22 protein-coding genes are annotated in these 22,030 nt (G+C 39.2%); 12 read left to right on the top strand and 10 right to left on the bottom strand.

All coding sequences use genetic code 11. The features are described 5' to 3' along the window. Nucleotides 1–28 precede the first annotated feature (28 nt). Nucleotides 29–592 carry a DUF4256 domain-containing protein gene (locus tag BBI08_RS03710; RefSeq protein WP_008496614.1) on the bottom strand — a complete coding sequence of 188 codons (564 nt, stop codon included), beginning with the start codon at nt 590–592 and terminating at the stop codon, nt 29–31. A gap of 233 nt (nt 593–825) precedes the next feature. Between BBI08_RS03710 and BBI08_RS17360 the strand changes: the two genes are divergently transcribed. After that, a complete protein-coding gene (locus BBI08_RS17360; protein ID WP_008496615.1) occupies nt 826–960 on the top strand; it encodes a hypothetical protein in 135 nt (44 codons plus the stop codon). Between the two features lie 170 nt (nt 961–1,130). On the opposite strand, the gene BBI08_RS03715 is transcribed toward BBI08_RS17360, so the two are convergent. From BBI08_RS03715 to BBI08_RS17180, 7 genes are all read right to left on the bottom strand, one after another. Beyond that, nucleotides 1,131–1,520: a hypothetical protein gene (locus BBI08_RS03715; protein WP_065528503.1), complete on the bottom strand. Its 390-nt coding sequence runs from the start codon at nt 1,518–1,520 to the stop codon at nt 1,131–1,133. 20 nt (nt 1,521–1,540) lie between these two features. Beyond that, nucleotides 1,541–2,689, bottom strand: a complete 1,149-nt coding sequence (locus tag BBI08_RS03720) for a hypothetical protein (RefSeq protein WP_065528504.1) — start codon at nt 2,687–2,689, stop codon at nt 1,541–1,543. 191 nt (nt 2,690–2,880) lie between these two features. Then, nucleotides 2,881–3,591 carry a hypothetical protein gene (locus tag BBI08_RS03725; protein ID WP_008496620.1) on the bottom strand — a complete coding sequence of 237 codons (711 nt, stop codon included), beginning with the start codon at nt 3,589–3,591 and terminating at the stop codon, nt 2,881–2,883. A 1-nt stretch (nt 3,592) separates the two neighbouring features. Next, nucleotides 3,593–4,465: an ATP-binding cassette domain-containing protein gene (locus BBI08_RS03730; protein WP_008496621.1), complete on the bottom strand. Its 873-nt coding sequence runs from the start codon at nt 4,463–4,465 to the stop codon at nt 3,593–3,595. Beyond that, nucleotides 4,465–4,839 carry a GntR family transcriptional regulator gene (locus BBI08_RS03735; RefSeq protein ID WP_008496622.1) on the bottom strand — a complete coding sequence of 125 codons (375 nt, stop codon included), beginning with the start codon at nt 4,837–4,839 and terminating at the stop codon, nt 4,465–4,467. Before BBI08_RS03735 ends, BBI08_RS03730 begins: the two co-directional genes overlap by 1 nt. Before the next feature lie 205 nt (nt 4,840–5,044). Next, nucleotides 5,045–6,538: an MDR family MFS transporter gene (locus BBI08_RS03740; protein ID WP_065528505.1), complete on the bottom strand. Its 1,494-nt coding sequence runs from the start codon at nt 6,536–6,538 to the stop codon at nt 5,045–5,047. 380 nt (nt 6,539–6,918) lie between these two features. Continuing rightward, nucleotides 6,919–7,074 carry a hypothetical protein gene (locus tag BBI08_RS17180; protein WP_162138549.1) on the bottom strand — a complete coding sequence of 52 codons (156 nt, stop codon included), beginning with the start codon at nt 7,072–7,074 and terminating at the stop codon, nt 6,919–6,921. A gap of 98 nt (nt 7,075–7,172) precedes the next feature. Here BBI08_RS17180 and BBI08_RS03745 point away from each other — a divergent pair, with 98 nt between their 5' ends. The 8 genes from BBI08_RS03745 (at nt 7,173) to BBI08_RS03780 (ending at nt 16,261) form a co-directional block, all read left to right on the top strand. Continuing rightward, entirely contained in the window at nt 7,173–8,381 is a 1,209-nt protein-coding gene (locus BBI08_RS03745) for an acyl-CoA dehydrogenase family protein (RefSeq protein ID WP_008496625.1), read from the top strand. Nucleotides 8,382–8,598: 217 nt separating this feature from the next. Further along, nucleotides 8,599–9,315, top strand: a complete 717-nt coding sequence (locus BBI08_RS03750; protein WP_008496627.1) for a PspA/IM30 family protein — start codon at nt 8,599–8,601, stop codon at nt 9,313–9,315. 47 nt (nt 9,316–9,362) lie between these two features. Beyond that, nucleotides 9,363–10,391 carry a TFIIB-type zinc ribbon-containing protein gene (locus BBI08_RS03755; RefSeq protein ID WP_065528506.1) on the top strand — a complete coding sequence of 343 codons (1,029 nt, stop codon included), beginning with the start codon at nt 9,363–9,365 and terminating at the stop codon, nt 10,389–10,391. After that, entirely contained in the window at nt 10,388–11,167 is a 780-nt protein-coding gene (locus BBI08_RS03760) for a TPM domain-containing protein (protein WP_008496628.1), read from the top strand. Before BBI08_RS03755 ends, BBI08_RS03760 begins: the two co-directional genes overlap by 4 nt. A 33-nt stretch (nt 11,168–11,200) precedes the next feature. Next, on the top strand, nt 11,201–12,196 hold the full coding sequence (locus BBI08_RS03765) for an SPFH domain-containing protein (protein WP_008496629.1): 996 nt from the start codon (nt 11,201–11,203) through the stop codon (nt 12,194–12,196). Between the two features lie 267 nt (nt 12,197–12,463). After that, on the top strand, nt 12,464–14,068 hold the full coding sequence (gene dcuS / locus BBI08_RS03770) for a DcuS/MalK family sensor histidine kinase (protein ID WP_008496630.1): 1,605 nt from the start codon (nt 12,464–12,466) through the stop codon (nt 14,066–14,068). Then, nucleotides 14,065–14,772, top strand: a complete 708-nt coding sequence (locus BBI08_RS03775; RefSeq protein ID WP_008496631.1) for a response regulator — start codon at nt 14,065–14,067, stop codon at nt 14,770–14,772. Before dcuS ends, BBI08_RS03775 begins: the two co-directional genes overlap by 4 nt. 178 nt (nt 14,773–14,950) lie before the next feature. Then, nucleotides 14,951–16,261, top strand: a complete 1,311-nt coding sequence (locus tag BBI08_RS03780) for a 2-hydroxycarboxylate transporter family protein (RefSeq protein WP_065528507.1) — start codon at nt 14,951–14,953, stop codon at nt 16,259–16,261. Between the two features lie 121 nt (nt 16,262–16,382). On the opposite strand, the gene BBI08_RS03785 is transcribed toward BBI08_RS03780, so the two are convergent. Together BBI08_RS03785 and BBI08_RS03790 are read right to left on the bottom strand one after the other, a co-directional pair. After that, on the bottom strand, nt 16,383–17,561 hold the full coding sequence (locus BBI08_RS03785; RefSeq protein WP_065528508.1) for a DUF2812 domain-containing protein: 1,179 nt from the start codon (nt 17,559–17,561) through the stop codon (nt 16,383–16,385). Continuing rightward, nucleotides 17,558–17,887, bottom strand: coding sequence for a PadR family transcriptional regulator (locus BBI08_RS03790; RefSeq protein ID WP_008496634.1), 330 nt, complete (start codon nt 17,885–17,887; stop codon nt 17,558–17,560). Before BBI08_RS03790 ends, BBI08_RS03785 begins: the two co-directional genes overlap by 4 nt. 991 nt (nt 17,888–18,878) lie before the next feature. On the opposite strand from BBI08_RS03790, the gene BBI08_RS03795 reads away from it, so the two are divergent. The 3 genes from BBI08_RS03795 to BBI08_RS03805 all read left to right on the top strand — a co-directional run bounded on the left by BBI08_RS03795 (nt 18,879) and on the right by BBI08_RS03805 (nt 21,925). Further along, entirely contained in the window at nt 18,879–20,078 is a 1,200-nt protein-coding gene (locus BBI08_RS03795; protein WP_008496636.1) for a quaternary amine ABC transporter ATP-binding protein, read from the top strand. Further along, nucleotides 20,071–20,925, top strand: coding sequence for an ABC transporter permease (locus tag BBI08_RS03800; protein WP_065528509.1), 855 nt, complete (start codon nt 20,071–20,073; stop codon nt 20,923–20,925). Before BBI08_RS03795 ends, BBI08_RS03800 begins: the two co-directional genes overlap by 8 nt. A 67-nt stretch (nt 20,926–20,992) precedes the next feature. Next, entirely contained in the window at nt 20,993–21,925 is a 933-nt protein-coding gene (locus BBI08_RS03805; RefSeq protein WP_008496639.1) for a glycine betaine ABC transporter substrate-binding protein, read from the top strand. Nucleotides 21,926–22,030: the final 105 nt, after the last annotated feature.

The raw sequence follows: 22,030 nt of genomic DNA on the forward strand, positions 1-22,030 counted from the left end.
ATCGCTTGTCAGGATGCTTTTTTTGTTATTAAACCCTCATCATTCCTCTAAATCCTCTAGCTCCGTAATATGAATCTGCTCCATTATGGTACAAAAAAACTTGGCCATAGCGGAAGTCGCAGAACAAAGCACCGCCGCGATCTCGTACTTCTGATGGTGTTAACACCCAACTAGATGTTTTTAAATCAATAGTGCCAAGCTTTTGCAATGCGCGGTATTGTTCTTCGGTTAAGAGTTCAATGCCCATGTCAGCAGCCATGGTCATCGCGCTACTTTCAGGTTTGTTTTTCTTCCGTGCATCGAGTGCTTTCTGGTCGTAACAGACGCTTCTCCGTCCACTTGGGCTTTCTGCAGAACAATCAAAAAAAATGTATTCATCGTTCTCTTGATCGTAGCCCACAACGTCAGGTTCTCCGCCTGTCCGCTCCATTTCAAAAAGTGACCATAATTTGTACGGATGGGCTTCTAGTTTTTGCTGAATGGGTTCCCACTCGAGTGATTCGTGGCGTTCTATATTTTGGTCGAATCGATCTTTTAAACTAGCTAACAATTCATCGTATTGCTCTGTAGATAAAGCTTTTTTCTTAGTCATTTGATATACCTCCTTTTAGTTTAAGTATGTTCAGAATAATCTTATTTAATTGTGCAACGAAAAAAGAGTTTTAGCAAATAGATTGAAAAAAATATTCTGGCTGATTTAAAAGTGGCAGTTGAGACTGATGATAAAGAAGCAATTCAAGTAGTCTAATCGGTTTTCTTGCAGGGTGGGGGGAAACGAACAAGTTGTCCAAGCGCAAAGTATAGCAATTTATTAACGATTTACAGGTGATCAGCATTATTGCTTTTTACCCAACAGTTGAAACCTTAAGTGCACAAAGCGTCTTATTAGTGCTGATTGCAGTAACCATTCTTTATAAAAAGAAACAATCTGGTACAAGTAATGTAATAGTAGAAGGTTAAATAAAAACGGAATTCCTTTGGGATTCCGTTTTTTTATATTCTCTAGCGTTTTTAACTAAAACAAACTATTTGGCAAAATATCAAAAGTTAAAACCTAGAGAGGTTGTCACTGGTAACTCTTAAAACAAAAACCACTGAAGAAAAAGCTGTTCTTCAGTGGTTTTTGCGCTCTATTCTTTTTCGGTTAAGAACGTAATGATCAAGAACAAAAGGAACGCAAGCAATAGCAAACTACCGCCTACGATGAAAAAGATGGTAACAAAAGTCTCATGCCAATTGAATGGATTTAAGTTATATATCCACATACCGCTAGTTAACGCCAATGCACCAACCATTGCAAGTACACTGTGTATAGCGACTAACTTTTTGAAGCGAATGGTATAGACACGGTAAAATATACCCCAAGCAAAGACCGAGAGCCAGCCGACGAGCAAAATATGTGCGTGAACTGGACGCAACCCATAATCCATTTCACCGGCCATTTTAGAACCTAGAAACGTTCCAAACAATCCGAAAACTGCTGAAAACTGTATTAAACGAAGACTCCACTTTTTTTCCATGACAATACCTCCAAGTGAACTTATTTAATGATATCAAATTCAATAATTTGTTCTTCAGCAAGTGTTTCATAACTATTAATGTCTCTAGATTCACTTAATACAATACGTATTTTTTCTACTTTAGAAGGCTCGGTTTTAATGACAACGCCAACTTCACCATCTTTACTGACGGGACCATAGTAATCAGCATCTTGAGCTTCGTCATAATCGATAAAATCTTTCCAATCGTAGGCAATGTCAAATTTCTCTTGTTTACCCTCTGCGAATAAAACCACTTCATTAATGCCATTAAAAGCGACATCTTTCTCGATTGTATTCTCTGCATTAAATTTAATATAAAAGTAATTGAATTCATCATCTACCGGTTCGTCCGTATACATATTGTTAATATCGAATTGTTGATCTTCTGATACATTCATAGCCTTTTTAAAAGATAATTCTTCCAAGGTTATATTTATGGGGGTTGCCTCGTATATTTTATTCTCAGCGACCACTGAAAGGGTTTCGAAAGTTTGTTCAGGCTGTTCTCCTGAAGTTTCGTTGCTCGTCACATCGGCATCTTCTTCACCAAACATATCTTCTAATTGTGAGATGTTTGCGAAAAGTGCTTCTTCTAAGTTTTCATCGTCAATAATTTTGAATTTGTCATTTTCATCTTTTTCTAAGTTGAATTCAACTGTTCGGGTAACGAGTGCAGCATCTTCAGCTGTAATATACTTGATCATAATTTTTTTAGCCATTTCTTCAAATGCTTTTTCAGTTTCAGGAGTATCCTCTTCAAACGCATTCGCAAATGCTAAGGGCATAATTTCAGCCATCGTGCTCGTCATAACGAGACCCATATCAAGTGAAGTGATCTCCGCTTTTACAACAGCTTTATCTTCATCAACCGATACTTCTTCAGGCTTTTCAAATTCATATTCTTTCGAAATGCTTTCAATCATCTTTATAGCAAGTTCTTCATCTTCCTTGTCTATGTCCTCTTGGACAGTACTGAGGCTATCGGTACCACCTTGAACAAATGTACCTGCTTTTTCAAAATTATTTTTTTGAATTGCGGATAAAAATTCATCAACTGTAGAACTTGGGTTTTCTGCTCCACAGGCAGATAAAAAGGATAAGATTATTGCACTAAACAATAAAAGGGTTAAAATTCTTTTCTTTGTCATACGTATTACATCCTCTCTTCTTACCTAATTTCAAATACAGTAAATGTTATCATTTATTGGTTTATATTGTAAGAGTCAAGAAAAAGAAAGTTATTTAGTGTTATTTTCTTTAGACAAAAAATTGATTTTATTAAAGAGAAGAAAAAAGACTTTCCCAAGCCCAGTTGGACAATGGAAAAGTCTTTAACGATTTACAATTTTATCGTGATTCTTCTAGTTAAAATTCTTATAAATAGGAGCAACAGAGATATCAATATCAATGATCCGCTCACAGATAGAATAATACTAGCACCGACAGAGTTATAGGGGATCCAAGGTACGACAGAATTGTTTACCCAAAAAAAGCTATTGAGACTTAGCGCAGCGATCGCAATCGCGATAAAACCAAATCCAATGACCCAGCCAAAGCGATAATAGCCAAGCCCAATTAACCAGCCAATCAAATAATAAGTAGTGACATTCAAGAAAAACGTAAATGTGGCTAACAACCATCCAGATGATAAATCGAATACTGTATCTGTATTCGTATTGATAGGTAATGCCGCAAAACTAGAGATCAAGTATTCAATGCCAGTAATCGCAATAGGAATAAGAGTGACCACTAATGCTAAAGCAAAAACTGAAATGACTGTCCCAATATAAAGGTCTTTACGAGTAATGCCTTGTTGAACAAATTGTCCCATAAATCCATAGGCTAAAATAATCCCGCAGACTAACAGGAAAATAGCGACAGAATAACTCGAGAAGACGAAAAACTCTTGAATGCGTGCATCGTTTATTGCCACAATTACCAACCCAATAATATGAGCAATAGTGACAAAAGAGAAAAACCACAAGCTCCATTTTAACTGTTCTGTAAAGAGGTCAACTGCGACTTTGGGATAAAGTTTAACTGGCTTCATGTTAATGTGCCTCCTCTGTTAAATGAATAAACAGGTCTTGCAAAGATAGGGGGCCAACTGCTAAACCTTGGTCTTGTGCTGAAAGCCGATCTTCTTCGCTTAATGCGCCGTAAGTCATTACCGATTTAGTATCGCCAAGTTTTTGCTCGTTCAAGATTTTCCTGCCAGACACAAAAGCATCGACCCGGTCTACAGCTCCTGTAATCGAAACGCCTTGAGTAGAAATAGTTTCATAATCATTATCCAGCAGCAAACGACCTTCATGAATAATGACGACATGGTCAAAAAGATAATCCATTTCTGAAACGAGATGAGTTGAAAGAATAAAGGTTCGAGGATACTCTGCTTGATCTGCTAAAAGTTCTTCGTAAAAAATTACGCGTGTCGGGGCATCCATTCCAAGATAAACTTCATCGAAGATAGTAAGTGGTGTACGGCTTGCGAGACCAATCACCACGTTTAATGCTGCCTGCATACCTTTAGACAATTTGTTAATCGGCTTATCTAATGGTAGCTTAAAGCGCTTTAGCAAACGATGTGCATAGTCTTTATCAAAGTTCGGTCTATAGCGTTCCGAAAACTTCAGTATTAATGGAATATTCTCATATTCTTCTTCATAATTTTTGGTGTAAATAAACGAAACTTGTTGCATTTTATCAGCGTTTTCAAAGACAGGTTCTCCATCAATTTCTACTTGTCCTGTAGTCGGTTCTCGAAATGCGGCTAGCAAGGAAAGAAGGACAGTTTTACCAGCACCATTACGTCCAATAAGACCATAAATCTTACCCGGTTCAAATGTTAGGGAAATATCTTTTAACGCTTCTGATTTTCGGAATTTCAATGTAACATTGCTCAATTTACCTTCGGTAGCCATCAAACTTCACGTCCTTTCGTGTTTTTGATCAGTCTGATGATTTCAACTTGCGTAATGCCAAGCTTATTTGCTTCTTGAACAAGACCTTGGACGTAATTAGCGACAAATGCCTCTTTTCGTTGTCCCATCAAGGTTTGTTTAGCGCCTTCTGCGACAAACATGCCAATTCCTCTTTTCTTATATAAAATACCTTCTTCTACCAACTGGTTGATCCCTTTAGAAACGGTAGCATGATTAATTTTATAAAAGCTGACAAGTTGATTGGTTGACGGTGCTTGATCGCCTTCTTTTAGTTGATCATTCACGATTTGGTCTTCGATTAATTCACGAACTTGCAAAAAAATCGGCTTATTCGAATCAAACACATTACTCACTAAAAACACCTCCTTAACTAATAGAGTAGTAAGGTTATATACTTATATGTATAACCATATTACTTTATAAAGATTCAGTCAAATTATTATCGTAATTTTCTGAAATTTATTTTTGTGAAAATGACAACAAAAAAATTCCCCATCTACTTACTACTTGAGATGGGGAAAAAGAATAGATTACTAGGAGAAGTTCAATAGAAATACGTTACTCAATCTTATCTGCAAGTTTTTCTTTGCTCATCAAAAATGCTGACAAAAGTGCAAGAAAAGCAGGAACGATAGCCCAAAAGAAAGTACTTGATATAGAAGAAGATAAAGCAGCTATTAATTGATCTGTAATTTCGGAAGGGATGTTCGCACGTGCTTCAGGAGAAAGTAGTGCACGAGAATCACCTGAAAACTTGGCTGCCTCTGCACCGAAACTTTCCGTTAAGTTTCGCGTGAACAATTGGCTTTGGATAATCCCAAAAACCGTAATACCAATGGTCATACCGAATGTTCGCAAAAAGCTGACCGTGGACGTTGCCGCACCACGCTTCCGAATCGAAAATGGATGGATTGCGGCTGAAGGAATCACCGAGAACGATGCGCCAATGCCAAGTCCAACGAGAATCATAAATAGCACAACCATAAATCTAGAAGTATCAATAGATAATGTTGCAAGCAAAATCATTCCGACTGTCAATAAAGCAAGTGTAGGAATCAAGAACGAGCGATAGTTAAACTTAGTCATCAAAGCCCCGCCGATAGAAGCACTAACAACTGACCCGACCATCATAGGAAGTAGAACAAATCCTGCATTCGTCGCGTCGCCACCTTGAACGCCTTGAATATAGAAAGGAATGTAAACAGAAGCGGTAATGAAAGCGGCCCCGCTAAATATAGAGATAAGTCCGCTTGTTGCAAACAAGCGCTCTTTAAACATACTAAAGTCGATAACAGGTTCTGCCGCGCGACGCTCAGCTATGATAAAGATAGTTGTTAACACTGCAAAGCTAGCGAATAAGCCGAAGCTTTGAGGAGACACCCAAGCGAATTCTTTGCCACCGAGTTCAACTGCGAACATTAAGGAGACAACAGCACCCACTAAAGTAAAAGCGCCAAGCCAGTCGATTTTTTGCTTAGCATGTTCGAGAGACTCTTTATAGAAAAATGCGACCATGATAAAAGCGATTAAACCAAGGGGAATGTTGATATAAAAAACCCAAGTCCAATTGATGTATTCTGTAATATAAGCGCCAAGTAATGGTCCGAAGACACTGGAAATGCCAAATACAGCACCGAACATGCCACTCATTTTGCCGCGATGTTTTAAAGGAACAACATCAAACATAATCGTGAATGCAATTGGCATTAACGCGCCGCCACCAATTCCTTGAATCGCGCGGTAAATGATCAATTCATTGATGGTGTCGGCAGTACCACATAGAACCGATCCAATCATAAAGACGACCAAACCAAAAATGAAAAATCGTTTACGTCCGTACATATCCGACAGTTTACCGAAAATTGGCATCCCTGCCATTTGCGCTACTAAATAAGCTGAGGTAACCCAAACAAATTTATCCACTCCGCCAAGTTCTCCTACAATTGATGGAAGAGCTGTAGTGACAATTGTGTTATCCATCGCTGCTACTAAAATGGCTAGCAGCAATCCGCCGATGACCACTTTAATATTACTTTGCTTTTTGTTATACATCCTATTTTCCCTCGATTCTTATTAACTGATGAAAAACTATACATAGCATAATCCTCTTCTTACTAAAAACACAAATTCAAACAGCAATAGCTTAAGAAACATGATTAGGTTACGCTTCGATGGGTAAACAACAAGTAAATCTTTGGAAGCAGAGTGATAAGAATTACGAGAAAAGGGACAGCAGGAAGAATACAGGACCAGCAGTCAGCACCTACTAAAGAATAATGATCAATCCGATTTTATAACAAACTATTCGAACTAGTTCGTTATTTTCATTTACAAATATTGTTTTCTGTATTACAGTGACAATAAGAAACGCATCAGAACATGAAGGCGTTTGTTTTCTATGATTAACTTTGAACCTTACCTCTCAATGCTGCCTAGTCTGCCAAAACTTCTTTTCTGAAGCTTTGTTCGTAGATAAAAGCCAGTTCATCCAGACAAGCAGTTTCGCTGTTGTCTTTTTGGGCTGGCTTTTTTGTATGGTAGTTATACGGAAAGTGGATGTGGAAAATGCCAAGGGCAATGAAAGACATCAAAATACACAAACCATCCACCAAATCCAGGTGGACATAGGGAGGACGTTTAAGGCGGATAGTTCACACAGCAATCATAAAAAAAGGGGCGATCGATCATGGACTTTTCATTTACACAAGAACAGGAAATGCTACGAAATACAACACGCGGATTTGTGGATAAAGAAATTATGCCGTTTATCGAAGAATGGGACCGTACAGGTAAATCAGATCCTGCCATTTACGGTAAACTCGCAGACCTTGGATTGATGGGCGTTTGCATTCCAGAAGCTTACGGCGGCAGTGGCATGGATTATAATTCGCTCGCAATTGTTTGCGAAGAACTTGAACGTGGGGACACGGCATTTCGCACCGCCGTTTCAGTTCATACGGGGTTGAATAGCTTGACCATTCTTCAATGGGGAACAGAAGAACAAAAGCAGCGATATTTAATCCCGCAAGCGAAAGGCGAGAAAGTCGGAGCTTTTGGATTGACGGAACCAAGTGCTGGGTCAGATGTGGCAGCGATGAAATCGACCGCTGTAATGCAAGGCGATCATTATTTGCTAAACGGACAGAAAACTTGGATTTCGTTATGCGATGTAGCAGATCATTTTATCGTATTTGCTTATACAGGTAACCAGACAGAAAAACATAGTGCCATTTCTGCATTTATTGTCGAACGCACATGGCCAGGATTTTCTTCTAAAGCGATTAAAGGCAAACACGGAATTCGCGCAGGTAATACCGGGGAACTGTTTTTCGAAGATGTCAAAGTACCAAAAGAGAATTTGCTAGGGAAAGAAGGAGAAGGATTTAAAATCGCGATGTCAGCGCTCGATAATGGACGATTCACCGTTGCTGCAGGAGCGGTGGGACAAATCATGGCATGCTTAGAAGCGAGTGTGAGTTATTGCCGACAACGTCAAACATTCGGCAAAGAAATCGGACGTCATCAGCTTGTTCAACAAATGATTGCGAACATGGAAGCTGGATTTCAAATGAGCCGTCTGCTCGTTTATCGTGCGGGTGAGCTGAAAAATCAAGGGAAACGCAATACACGCGAAACCTCATTGGCGAAGTGGCAAGCATGTGACTTTGCCTATAAAGCAGCAGATGATGCTTTTCAAATTCACGGCGCTTATGGTTATTCCGATGAATATCCAGTGAGTCGCTATTTACGTAACTCGAAAGCACCAGTTATTTATGAAGGAACACGTGAAATCCATACCATTATGCAAGCAGAATATGCTTTAGGTTATAAAGAAGATAAAACCCTATCACACACATTGCCAGCTTGGGAACAGCAAAACAGTGCCAGTGAATAATGTAAGTGGAAATAGGATTGACTGAATTTTCTACTTATACAGATTACCTAAAGGCGACAATCGGTTATACTGTAAGGGAGAAATCTTTGCGTCTTGCATATTCAACAGGAAGCAGTATGAACGGTTTGCAGGCTTAATCTTTACAGGTAAAGGGTAATCTTTCAATAAGAAAGACTGCTTGGTAGTCCCAAAAAACCACAAAAAGAGGAGAATAATGATGGAAATTTTAAAGCGATTTAAAGATATTATGACGAGCAATATTCATGCACTTTTAGACAAGGCGGAAGATCCGGAGAAAATGATTGATCAGTATTTGCGTGACTTGAATAGCGACTTGGGTAAAGTGAAATCAGAAACAGCTGCGATTATGGCAGCTGAAAAACGAGAACGCCGTGAACTTGGTGAAGTTGAAAAAGAAATCGATGATATGCAGCGCTATGCCGTAAAAGCATTAGAGGCAGGCAATGAAGACGATGCCCGTAAATTTTTGCAGCGTAAAGCAGAGCTTTCGGAAAAACTAACAGACAAAAAGACTGCTGTCGAACTAGCAGCTGCTAACACTCAGCAAATGCGCCAAATGCATGACAAGTTGGAAGCGGATATCGGCGAACTTGAATCTCGTCGCTCAGAACTAAAAGGCAAAGCGGCTGTAGCGAAAACACAAAAACGCATGAACGATTTTGCATCGTCAGCCGATGGAGCAGGCGAACGAATTTCTGCTTTTGATAAAATGGAACAAAAAATCAACCAGGAGCTTGATAAAGCAAATGCTATGTCCGAATTAAATAAAAGATCGGGAACTGATATTAAAGATTTAGCATCAAAATACGACAACGACTCATCTGTTGATAACGAGTTGGAATCGCTAAAAGCAGGCATCAATGTAGATGATGAATTAGCAGCATTAAAAACTCAATTAGGCAAAGACAAATGATGATTGTTAGACAATATGTTCTTGTGAGCTAAAGGGGGGCGGATAGAGTGGTCATTCAATATAAATGTCCAAACTGTGGCTCGGATATGGCATACGACAGTGAATCAGGCCATCTTTCCTGTCCGAACTGTGGCAGACAAGATGACATCGAAACATTTCCGGAAATGAATATTATTCGGAAGTTCGATCCAGATGAAGCGAAAGAATACCATTGTGAAAACTGCGGAGCGGTTATTTTAACAGAAGCAGAAACCACCGCAACCCATTGTAGTTTTTGTGGTGCACCGGTGTTATTAGCGGATCGGCTGACGGGTGACTTGGCTCCTGCTAAAGTGATTCCTTTTACCATTAGTAAGGAAGAAGCTGTCGCTGCTTTTAAAAAATGGACAAAAAACGGTAGATTAACGCCGAGAGGATTTACAAGTGGAGATCGCATTAAAAAAATGACAGGCATGTATGTGCCATTTTGGTTATATGATATTGAAGGAAAAGCTGACGTAGCTGCACTCGCAACGAGAGTTCGTAGCTATACGACAGGCGACACGATTTACACAGAGACCGATTTTTATGATGTTCGCCGGGAACTAGATCTCAGCTATTTAAAAGTACCAGCAGATGCATCAGAGAAAATGGACGATGAGTTGATGGATAAACTGGAACCTTATAACTACGGAGAGCTGAAAGATTTTAAAATGCCTTATTTAGCAGGCTATCTTGCGGAAAAATACGATTATGATGATGAAGCATTGTTCTCGCGAATCGAATCGAAAATCGTTCCGTATATCGATTCGTATATAGGCAGCACCATTTCAGGATACTCAACCGTTAGCTATACTCAGAAGCAAATTCACACCAACAAAAAAAACGTCTACTATACGCTGCTTCCCGTATGGATGGTTTATTACGACTTTGATAACAAAGAACATACTTTTGCGATGAACGGTCAAACCGGTAAAGTGGTCGGCAAGCCACCGATTAGTGCATTCAAAGTCATAGCCTGGTTCACGGCAATCGCAGCTTCCACATTTGCTATCGTAAAAGCAATTTCGTTTGCTGTGGGAGGTGTTTTTTGGTGAGCACTTTTAAAGTAAAGACATTACTAGCGATGTGTTTAATGCTACTATTTACTGGCATAGGTGGCATTACTGTATTTGCTGCGACGGATCAGCACATTTACGATGAGGCCAACTTGTTAAGTGAGTCGGAGATTGCTGAATTGGAAGCTGTCGCTACAGAATACAGTCAGAAACAAAACGCAGACTTTTTATTTTTAACTACTACAGATGAACAGTCACCAGATATTGTTACGTACATGGGGGATTTTTTTGACGAGTGGGCAGTTCAAAACAATCAAGAAAATGCGGTTCTGCTAACGATGAATATCGCTACACGTGATGTGTACTTAGCTGGTTTTGGAACGGCTGAAACAACACTGGATAACGAACGCGTCGATTTGGTGCTAGATCGAATTATTACTGAAATGCAAAATGGCGACTATGCGGATGCTTTTCAGGAGACGGTGATTACTTCGAGTCGGTATATGGAGTTCCGTCCAGGGGTCAACCCGGAAAACATCTTCTTTAAAAACTGGTTTCAACTAGGCATTGCGTTACTACTAGGTGGAATGGTTGTTAGCTTTATGCTCTACAACTCAGGTGGACGTGTCACGACAACGGCTAGCACGTATGTTGACAGCGATCATACAAGAGTTACTGGGACGAGAGACCAATTTCGCAACAAAACCGTATCGCGTCGGAAAGTTCCGAAGAGCAATAGTGGAGGCGGTGGATTTGGCGGAGGTGGCAGCACTGGTGGCGGACGTTCATTTAGTGGCGGAGGCCGGAATTTTTAAGAATGGATTGAACCAAAGGAAGGAATGAACAGAATGGGTTTTTTCGGCAATCAATTTTCAGATGTAGTGGAGTGGGAAGAATTTAGAGAAGATATGATCTTTTGGAAATGGAACAATAATGAAGTGAAAAAAGGCAGTAAGCTCATTATTCGTCCTGGCCAAGACGCTATCTTTATGAATAACGGCAAAATCGAAGGGATTTTTGAAGACGAAGGCGAGTACGATATCGAATCAGAAATCGTGCCATTCTTATCGACTTTAAAAGGCTTCCGTTTTGGTTTTAATAGTGGTATGCGTGTTGAGGTACTGTTTGTAAATACAAAAGAATTTACTGTCAGATGGGGGACGCAAAACCCAATCAATATCCCATCACCACAGCTTCCAGGCGGCATGCCAATTCGTGCGAATGGTACATTCCAGTTTAAAGTAAGCGATTATATTGGCTTGATCGATAAAATTGCGGGAGTCCGAAGCAGTTATTTAGTGGAGGATGTAAAGATCCGGATCACGGCGATTCTGGATCAACTCTTAATGCGGTGGATTAGTAAAGAAGGGAAAGATATGTTCAACTTGCAGGCCAATGCGCATGAAATTGGACAAGGCATTCAAGACGACTTAAATATGCAGTTAATGGATGACGGCATGAAAGTGACGCGTTTCCAAGTGATGAGCTTTAACTATCCGAAGGAAATTCAAGATATGATCAATAAAAGTGCGTCGCATGGCATGGTCGGCGACGTCTCGAAATACCAACAAATTTCTGTGGCAGACGCCATGGGCAAATCAACTGGGTCGAATACCGCCTCAGATATGGCCGGCATGATGATGGGCATGAACATTGCGAAAGAAATGATGGACGACCAAAAAGAGGCAGGTACCAACAAACAGCAAAGTACTGCTTCAACGAGAAATGATTCAAGCAGTCAAACAACAAGTGGTGAAAAAACGGTGCCGAAATTCTGTCCAAACTGCGGACAAAAAAATGAAGGTGCAAATTTCTGTCCAAACTGTGGGCAAAAATTAGCTTAACTAGAGTAAAAGTTCAAAACTCGCACAGATAGAATTTTATCTGTGCGGGTTTTTTTGCATGAAAATAGCGGATTTATGTGATTATTTAAAAAACTACCGATTTTTTACTAATAGTATAATTAAGTTTTCATCAAAATGTAAACCTGTCATTTGAATAAATAAGATAAGTTTATAAAAAATGGAGAAAATATATAGTAGAATGGCTAAAGTGAAAAGTTTCAGGTTGTATAGAAGTTGTAAGTGTTAAGCAGAACGGAGAGACATTAAATGAAATCACCGCGTTTTAAACTGAGCTCAATTATTATTTTCTTTATTTGTCTTGTGGTATTAATTTCTTTAACTATTACTATTCTTCTAATTACGAATTCCACAAGTGAAAGTATAGAAAACCAACTAGAGCAAAAAGCGGATAACACTTCGCAAATAGTTGCAGAATCGCAAATAGTGAAAAGTGGATTGTTAATGCCTGAAACAGCACCGAAAATCCAAGACTATACACAGAGTATACAAGAAGCTACAGATGTATTATTTGTCGTCGTTATAGATATGAATGGCTTGCGAAGATCACACCCAGATCCAGAAAATATCGGAAAAGCATTTATGGGTGGCGATGAAAAACGAGCATTCCAAGGTGAAAACTATATATCACGCTCAGAAGGGACGCTTGGAAAATCGTTGCGTTCTTTTACGACCATAGTTGACGATGAAGGCAACATATTGGGAGCGGTGGCTGTAGGAATTTCACTTGAAGAAGTCCAATCAGCAATTCGACGTAGCCAAATCAAGATTTTGACCGGCTCGATTATTGGTTTATTAATTGGTGTAGTCGGTGCATTTTGGTTAGCTTGGTATATTAAGCGAAGTTTATTTGGCTTAGAGCCATATGCTATTGCACGTATTCACGAAGAGCGAAACCAAATGTTACAATCGGTTTATGAAGGGGTTATTGCAATTGATTTGGAATCTAAGATTGTTATGGTAAACGCATCAGCAAGAAGGATTTTTCAAAAAGCAGGATTGACGGAACAAGAACCTCTTGGCATGAGCATTGATGAATTTCTACCGGGAGCAATGCTTGAACAAATGTTGGTAAAAATAGAGCCGGAGTTGGATGAAGAGCAAAACTTCAATGGTGTTTCTGTCATTTCAAATCGAGTGCCTCTTATCGTTAATGGAAAAGTGATTGGTGCCATTGCTACATTCCGAGATAAAACAGAAGTCAATTTACTGGCAGAACAACTGACTGGGATTCGATTATATGCAGATACATTGCGCGCACAATCTCACGAATTTATGAACCAATTGCATGTGTTACTTGGTATGATCAAGCTAGAGGAATATGAACAAGTTCAGCAATTCATAGCCAAGCTAACAGACTATCAAGCAAAAGAAGTGGGTGCAGTGACCCAACACATAAAAGACCCTGTGCTTTCTGGTTTTATCATTGGGAAAATCAGTTACGCAAGAGAAAAGCATGTCGAACTGCTGATTGAATGTGAAACAGAAATTCCTAAGTCAAAGAATCCTGATGTGACACATGAACTCATTACGATAGTAGGAAATGTTATTGACAATGCCATCGACAGCGTGAAAACAGAAGAGAGCCGAGTTGTGGATATGTCTCTTTCATATATCGATGAATTATTGGAAGTGATCATAGCGGATTCTGGACCGGGGATCCCTTATACGATGCAAGAGACCATTTTCTCAAAAGGTGTATCCTCAAAAAATGGAAAGAATAGAGGGTTTGGATTGTATTTAGCTAAACGTAGTGTTGAAAAGTTAAACGGTTCTATTGATCTCTTATCTGATAAAAATCAAACAAGGTTTACCGTAATTGTGCCATTTGGAGCTGGAGGTGAAATCGAGTGATTCAAGTCCTGATTATAGAAGACGATCCTATGGTAGCAGAGCTAAATCGTCAATATGTCAACAAAGTTGATGGATTTACAGTAATTGGTCATGCGTCTAATCCAGCTATAGCGCTGGAACTACTCACTCAAACAAAAGTCGATTTATTATTGCTTGATATTCACATGCCTGTTATGGGTGGATTGGATTTTTTGAGAAGGCTTCGTGAGGAAAAAGAGGACGTCGACGTTATTTTAATCACAGCCGCTTCCGAAATGAATCAAATTCAACAAGCATTAAGACTTGGTGCCATTGACTACTTAATCAAGCCTTTTGAATTTAGTCGTTTTCAAGAGTCGCTTATGCAATACAAAACGGATTATTATAATCTGGATCATAAAAACAAAGTAAGTCAGCAAGAACTGGATTGCATGCTAAGGAAAAAGAACAAGCCTGTTCAACGTAAGAGCATTATACCTAAAGGACTGACAAAAGCGACTCTAAAGCGAATTATCGACTTGATGGGAAAAGATGATTCACCTATTTTTTCCACAGAAGATATCGCCGAAATCAGCAGTATTTCCCGCGTATCCGTTAGAAAGTACTTGAAATTCCTCACAGAAATCGGTTATTTAGAAGAACACCTTGTGTATGGAATCGGTCGACCTATTTATCAATACAAAGTAATCAAATCCAATCAATACCTTATTGCCCCTTATTTGTGAAAGCAGCCATCGTGGCTGCTTTTTTTAATTACAATAAGTCCAATACTTTCATAAGGTATTTGTTTTCAGACTATTTAACTAACATGGAGTAAGTAGTTAATTGAAAGCGCTTTCTGATAAAAGATGCCAGTTAGTTAAACAACTTATAGGCTAAGAAAATAGGACGGAGTTGACAGGAATGGAAGAAAAAAAACGAAACACATCGCCAAGTTTGCCGGTAAGAAAGAATTTAGGATCCTTTTCAATTTTTAATATCCCAATTTTGTGGTTTGCTATTTTTGCGGCGATTGCTCTTTACGCCATGTATACAGATAATTTGCCAGCAGGCATGATTGGTGCATTATTAATTATTATGGTTCTGGGTGAATTACTTGGATGGATTGGAGATCACACACCAATTGTTCGAACATTTTTAGGTGGTGGTGCCATCGTCGCAATTTTTGGATCTGCTTACATGGTTTACAGTGGGTTAATGCCTGAAACAACTTCAACACTAATTACCGAATTTATGAAAGACGGAGATTTCTTAAACTTTTATATTGCGGCATTAATTACCGGCAGTATTCTAGGGATGGAGTCAAAGGTATTGGTAAAAGCAGGAGTTCGTTATGCTTTGCCATTGCTTGCAGCTGTTGCGGGTGCTGTCGCACTGGCGGCAATCGTTGGACTGTTACTTGGATTTAGTATTCAAGATGCCGTGTTAGTTATTGCGATGCCGATTATGGGCGGAGGTATGGGTGCAGGTGCTGTGCCAATGTCTCAAGTGTATTCGGAAATGCTAGGTAACGAGCCTGGATATTACTTATCTATTTTAGTACCAGCTTTAGCATTGGGAAATGTATTTGCTATTATTTTAGCGAGTGTCTTAAACATTATAGGTAAAAAATATCCGACGTTGACGGGAAATGGTCAATTAATCAAAGGTTTTCATTACGAGAAAAAAGAGTCGCCAGAATACAGTTTAGCTAAAATGGGTATGGGGGTTTTAGCAGCAGTATCGTTTTATATATTAGGGAATTTACTGGGTGATGTGATTCCGTTGCATCCTTATGCAATCATGATTATCTTAGTTGCAGGATTAAAAGTAGCAAATGTGATGCCCGAAATTATTGTAGAAGGTGCAAGCCAGTGGTATGAATTCGTCGCAAGAAACTGGACCAATGCATTACTAATTGGTATTGGTGTCGCTTATACAGATTTAGCGGCAGTTTTAGATGCCTTAAGCATTCAATATGTTTTAATCGTCCTTGCTGTAGTTATAGGCGCAGTAATCGGCTCGGGAATCGTTGGGAAATTCATGGGCTTCTATCCAATTGAAGCTGCTATTACAGCTGGTCTTTGCATGGCGAATATGGGTGGGACAGGAGACGTTGCTGTATTGTCGGCAGCTCGCAGAATGGAATTAATGCCGTTCGCGCAAATCTCTTCTCGTCTCGGTGGTGCGCTGATTCTTCTACTCGCTAGTATATTCATTCCATTTTTCGTCTAACAAGCAGAAAAACTCCATTCACAGCGAGTGTGAATGGAGTGAGACTATAGACAAGCTCGAAGTATTCGAGTGGTCTATAGTCTTTTTTCTTTTACCTAAACTAGGGATAACTATATAATTTTCAAATTGTGACTAGTTTTTTCAAACGTATATAATACATCCAGAGTTTGACTAACAAGGATCCATAAACAAAAATACATAGGGCAAATGCAAAAGTCCCCCACGATAACCACTGAGAAAACCCTGTTTGTCTACTCAAACTGTTAAATAGAAAGTAAGTATACAAAAGTGTAAAAGGTAAAAAGAAGGCAGTATACGTAAGGACCATCTTTTTCGTCTGTTTGATTCGAGTCGAATCATCGCTATAAAATTGTGGTCGCTCTTGATTTTCTTTGTATTCTTGACTCCAAATGGTCCACTTTTCTAAATTAGAAATGGAGTTAAAGCAATTAGACCAGCCGGCTTCTTGATGAATAGAAAAATAACTTGCAGGGGGTTGACGTTGGTAATCGACTTTATAAGCCATGCGACGCGGATCGCCTGTTGTAAAGTGAAAAATCATGCCGATTTGATTGACGCGATACAAATTGAATCCACGTTGTTCCATCGACTCTAGCCAATTTTCCAGTTTGTCAGGAGAATACATCCAAGCGAATCGAATTTTGCTTACCCTGTGTCCTGAACGTTTCAGTTCTCTTTCTTGCTGTTTGTCGATTCTCTTACCCCTTGGAAGAGTCTCTAGGATTAGTGGATCTCTAAGGTTTTTATTCGATTTTGCAATTTTGATAATCGAATAAATGCCCAGCCCAACTAAACCAATGACTAATGCAAAAAATAAATACGTCAAAATCCAATAAGGGCTTTCTTCTACAACAATAGCTTCATCCGTAAATATGTACGAAAAAGCTAAAGAAATAGGGGCAATTAATATAGAAAGTAAATAAAATAAAAGTCCAAAAAACACATATGTAATTGTTTGGTTGTGCTTAATAATACCGTCTCTAGTTGGAGAATTTTTAATTGTCTCTTCAGGTTGCCTATTCGTTGAAATTTGCCATTTTCCAGCTAGCCCAGCCATTTCCCAACCATCGTTTTGTAACGTTGAGGCAAGCGTAGGGGATTTAAATTTGTCATAGGCAATACGGAAAACTCGTGATTCAGTAGCACCTTCATTAAAATAAAAGCAGTGCGTCCATCGATTCAATTTTTCGAAGACATGGCCATTATTCGCCATTTGTGACAACCAAGCTTCGGTTTTTTTAACATCATAGCTCCAGAAAGGTCTATACATTTTCTTCATTGGAAATCCTCCTCAAAAGTCAGTGCATTTTGATGTAACTCTTTTAGTCTTTGTATTTCTTGAGTCATTAATTGTTTGCCAGTGAAGGTGATTTCATAAACCGTTTTTCGTTGTTCGTCTGCGAACACTACGATGACACCATCTTTTTGCATTTTTGTTAAGGTGCCATATACAGTGCCTGATCCAAGGATAAGTCTTCCCGCTGTAAGATCTTCTACATGTTTAATAATGCCATAACCATGGCGAGGCGTTGTTAAAGACAACAAGATATAAAAAGCAGTTTCCGTCATGGGCACATACTTTTTTAACATTTTTTGAGTATCCATTTATTGTCCCTCTTTTCTATATGTCACACCTTGACTATATCACGACGTGACATAAAATACTTAACTTTTTTTTAAAAAAACTTAAAAATCGAACGACTAATACTTTTTTTGAAGATAGATAAAGTACGTTAAAATAAAAGGCATTTCTAAAAAGTATTAGTTCGCAGTGAATCTCTATATTAATAAAATTTTAATGTCAAAATATTCAGATTAATATTTTGACATTCGACTAAAAGAGAGTATGATGAAGATAAAAGAAGGAGGAATTTCTATGGAAACCACCTTTGGTTTTGTGCCTATGCTCGTCATCTCGGCCATCATAATCGTACTCATCATGTCCTATTTCTTCTTCCACCACTGGGCAAAATGAGTGCTGAACAACAAAACTGCATGCTGACATGCAGTTTTGTTGTTTGTAGGTATAATTTTTAGGAACCATAAAGAGAGATGTGCTGAAATCGAGCATTCTCTCTTTTTTTTGGATTGCGGTTTTTTACAAATAAGATTGACAACCTCAACTGTTGAATTGCCTTTGAAATAACTGTTATTAGGCAGCAATGCGTGTTATCAAAAAGAATTTTAAAAAAATTAAGGAAGGAAATCAATCGGTGTTTTTATATTATTCAAAATAATAAATCATTATTTTTAACGTACTCTAGCTACTGGGGAGAGTGCTTTTTCATTAAGACAATCTTTTTCAAACAATAGAATCATGAAGTTTTTTGAGATACAAAAAAGTTAGATTGCGAGCTAATAGTGTTAATATCGTCTTGCAACATTTGTAATAATAGGAAGTTGTGCGTATAGTGGGACAAGTGCTAATTATTAGAATGGTAAAAAAAGGGTATTTTAGTTGTTTTTATTGTTTGAAACTCCACTAAAGACCTATTAAATTTAAAGAAGAACTTGTTATGGTAGAAAAATGAATAGGTACAAGGAAGTGCTCTTCTATCCATGCAAAAAGCTGAATAGCAGAGAGGTGTGAGGAATTATGTCAGTTATCAAAGTAGAAGAATTATCGAAAGTATTCGGTAAAAATACCAAACAAGCATTGAAGATGCTTGAAGAAGGAAAGACAAAAGAAGAAATTTTAAAACTGACAAATAGTACAGTAGGCGTCAATCGTGCTTCTTTTTCAGTAGAAGCCGGTGAAATATTTGTCATCATGGGTCTTTCGGGTAGCGGAAAATCGACATTAGTTCGCTTATTGAATCGTTTGATCGACCCAACAGAAGGCAAGGTTTACATTGACGGCGAAAACTTGGCAGCGATGAATAAGAAAGACTTGCGTCGAGTGCGTCGTACAAAAATGAGTATGGTGTTCCAAAATTTTGCGCTGTTTCCGTACCTTTCAGTTTTGGACAATGCTGCATATGGCTTGGAAATCCAAGGGATTGATAAAGTCGAGAGAAACGAAAAGGCGAAGAAATCTTTGGAAATGGTTGGTCTTGATGGCTATCTCGAGCAATTACCAGCCCAACTTTCTGGTGGTATGCAACAGCGTGTTGGATTAGCAAGAGCGTTGGCAAACGACCCAGAAGTGATGCTGATGGATGAAGCCTTCTCGGCGCTTGATCCACTGATACGCAAAGAAATGCAGGATGAATTATTGGATTTACAGGAAACGATGAAGAAAACCATCATTTTCATTACCCACGATTTGGATGAGGCATTGCGCATCGGCGACAAGATAGCATTGATGAAAGACGGCTCTATTGTTCAGGTTGGCACGCCAGAAGAAATATTAGTCAACCCGGCAAATGATTATGTTAAAAAGTTCGTCCAAGATGTTGATCGTTCAAAAGTCTTAACTGCATTCAATATCATGAAGCGACCTGAAACCATTAACATTGATAAACATGGTCCGCGTGTCGCGTTGGAAAGAATGAAAGAAGAAGGCATTTCAAGTATCTATGTCACAGACAGCAAACGAAATTTAAAAGGGTACGTCACAGCAGATGATGCTTCTCTTGCTTTAAAGGGGGATCTAAAAAGTCTAGTGAGTATTTTGAAGACCGATGCTCCGACTGTTACGAAAGAAACCTTGATGAAGGCGATATTTGAAATCAGCCATAATTCGCCTGTTCCGATTCCTGTAGTAGAAGGTGGAAAGTTACTTGGCATCATCGTCCGCGGTGCAGTTATTTCAGCGCTTGCTGGTCAAAGTGAGGTGAATCGCAACAATGCTTAATTTTATGGAAAACATCCCAGAAATTCCGTTAGCTCCATATGTTTCGAAATTCACAAGTTGGATTTCGGATACATTCGCTTTCTTGTTTGACCCTCTCAAAAATGAGTTTGGGGATGGCTTGGAAGACTTTGCGGATATGTTGGCGGCGGTTCCGCCGGTGATTGTTATTTTAATTGTTGCTTTAATCGCATTCTTCATTAGCGGGAAGCGGATTGGCTTGGCCTCATTTTCACTAGTTGGGTTATTGCTTGTTTGGAACCAAGGGTTATGGGAAGAATTGATGCTATCGTTTACATTGGTTCTAGTCGCTAGTATATTATCGATTGTCATAGGCGTGCCAATTGGTATTTTGATGTCGAAAAGCAAAGCTGCCGAAAGCATCATTACGCCAATTCTTGACTTTATGCAAACCATGCCGGCTTTTGTGTACTTGATTCCGGCAGTCGCTTTTTTCAGTATCGGAATGGTTCCTGGTATTTTTGCATCATTGATTTTTGCCACACCTCCGACCGTTCGTTTTACGAACCTCGGGATTCGACAAGTTTCAAAAGAATTGGTGGAAGCTTCCGAAGCTTTTGGAAGCACCGGCGCACAAAAACTCTTTAAAGTGGAACTGCCAATGGCAAAACCCACAATCATGGCTGGCATTAACCAAACTGTGATGCTGTCACTATCGATGGTCGTCATTGCCTCGATGATTGGTGCACCTGGCCTTGGCCGTGAAGTACTTTCTGCCTTACAGCGTGCAGATGTAGGAACCGGATTTGTAGCGGGCTTGGGAATTGTCATTTTAGCCATTATCATTGACCGCTTTACGCAAAGTTTTACCGGTAAAAAAAGAGTGTAACAAGATCACTGAACCTCGTGGAAAACGAACACCCAATAAACTTAAAGAAAAAGGAGATTGATTAGTAATGGTAAACTCGAAGTGGAAAAAATTAGGTCTTATGTTTGTGGTAATGCCAACACTAGCTTTAGCAGCATGTGGTGATGAAGACGAAAATGCAGAGACAGGAACTGATGAAGGTTCTGATTCTGAAGAAGTGAACTATGGTGAAGAAATGGGCTACAAAATTACTGGTATTGAACCAGGTTCAGGTGTAGTTGCTTCAACTGAAGCTTCAACTGAAGAGTACGAAAACCTTGAAGGTTGGGAAGTTGTTACGTCGTCAAGTGGCGCAATGGCTACAGCTTTAGGCGAAGCGATTGATAACGAAGAACCGATTATTGTTACAGGCTGGAGCCCACACTGGAAGTTCCAAAAGTACGATTTGAAATACTTGGAAGATCCACAAGGCATCTTCGGAGATGCTGAAACAATCAAAACAATGGCTCGTAAAGGATTAGAAGAAGAAAATCCAGAAGCTTATAAAATTCTCGATCAGTTCGAGTGGACACCTGCTGACATCGAAAGCATCATGTTGAAAGTTTCAGACGGTGCAGACATTGAAGAAGCGGCAGCATCATGGATAGAAGAAAATGCTGATAAAGTTGCTGAATGGACGGACGGTACAGAACAAGTAGATGGTACAGAAGTTGAATTGGCTTATGTGGAATGGGATACAGAAGTCGCTTCAACAAACGTTGTCGGCAAAGTATTAGAAGACCAAGGATTTGATGTAACTTTGACGCCGCTTGATAACGCAGTTATGTGGCAAGCTGTTTCTGAAGGTCAAGCGGATGGCATGGTAGCTGCATGGCTTCCTGGAACACATGCAACTCAGCTTGAAACTTATGGCGATGATGTAGTGGACTTAGGGGTCAACCTAGAAGGCGCTAAAATCGGTCTTGTGGTTCCGGCTTACATGGACATAGATTCTATTGAAGATTTAACACCAGCGGAATAATTTTCGGGAAAATCACACTCAAAGTGTACAGCAGTTACTAGATGTGTGCAGTTGGGGTGTGATTGCTGCCGAAGAAAATGTAAAAACAAAAGAAGCCTTTCCAAG

It is taken from the genome of Planococcus halocryophilus (assembly GCF_001687585.2).
GTDB lineage: Bacteria > Bacillota > Bacilli > Bacillales_A > Planococcaceae > Planococcus > Planococcus halocryophilus.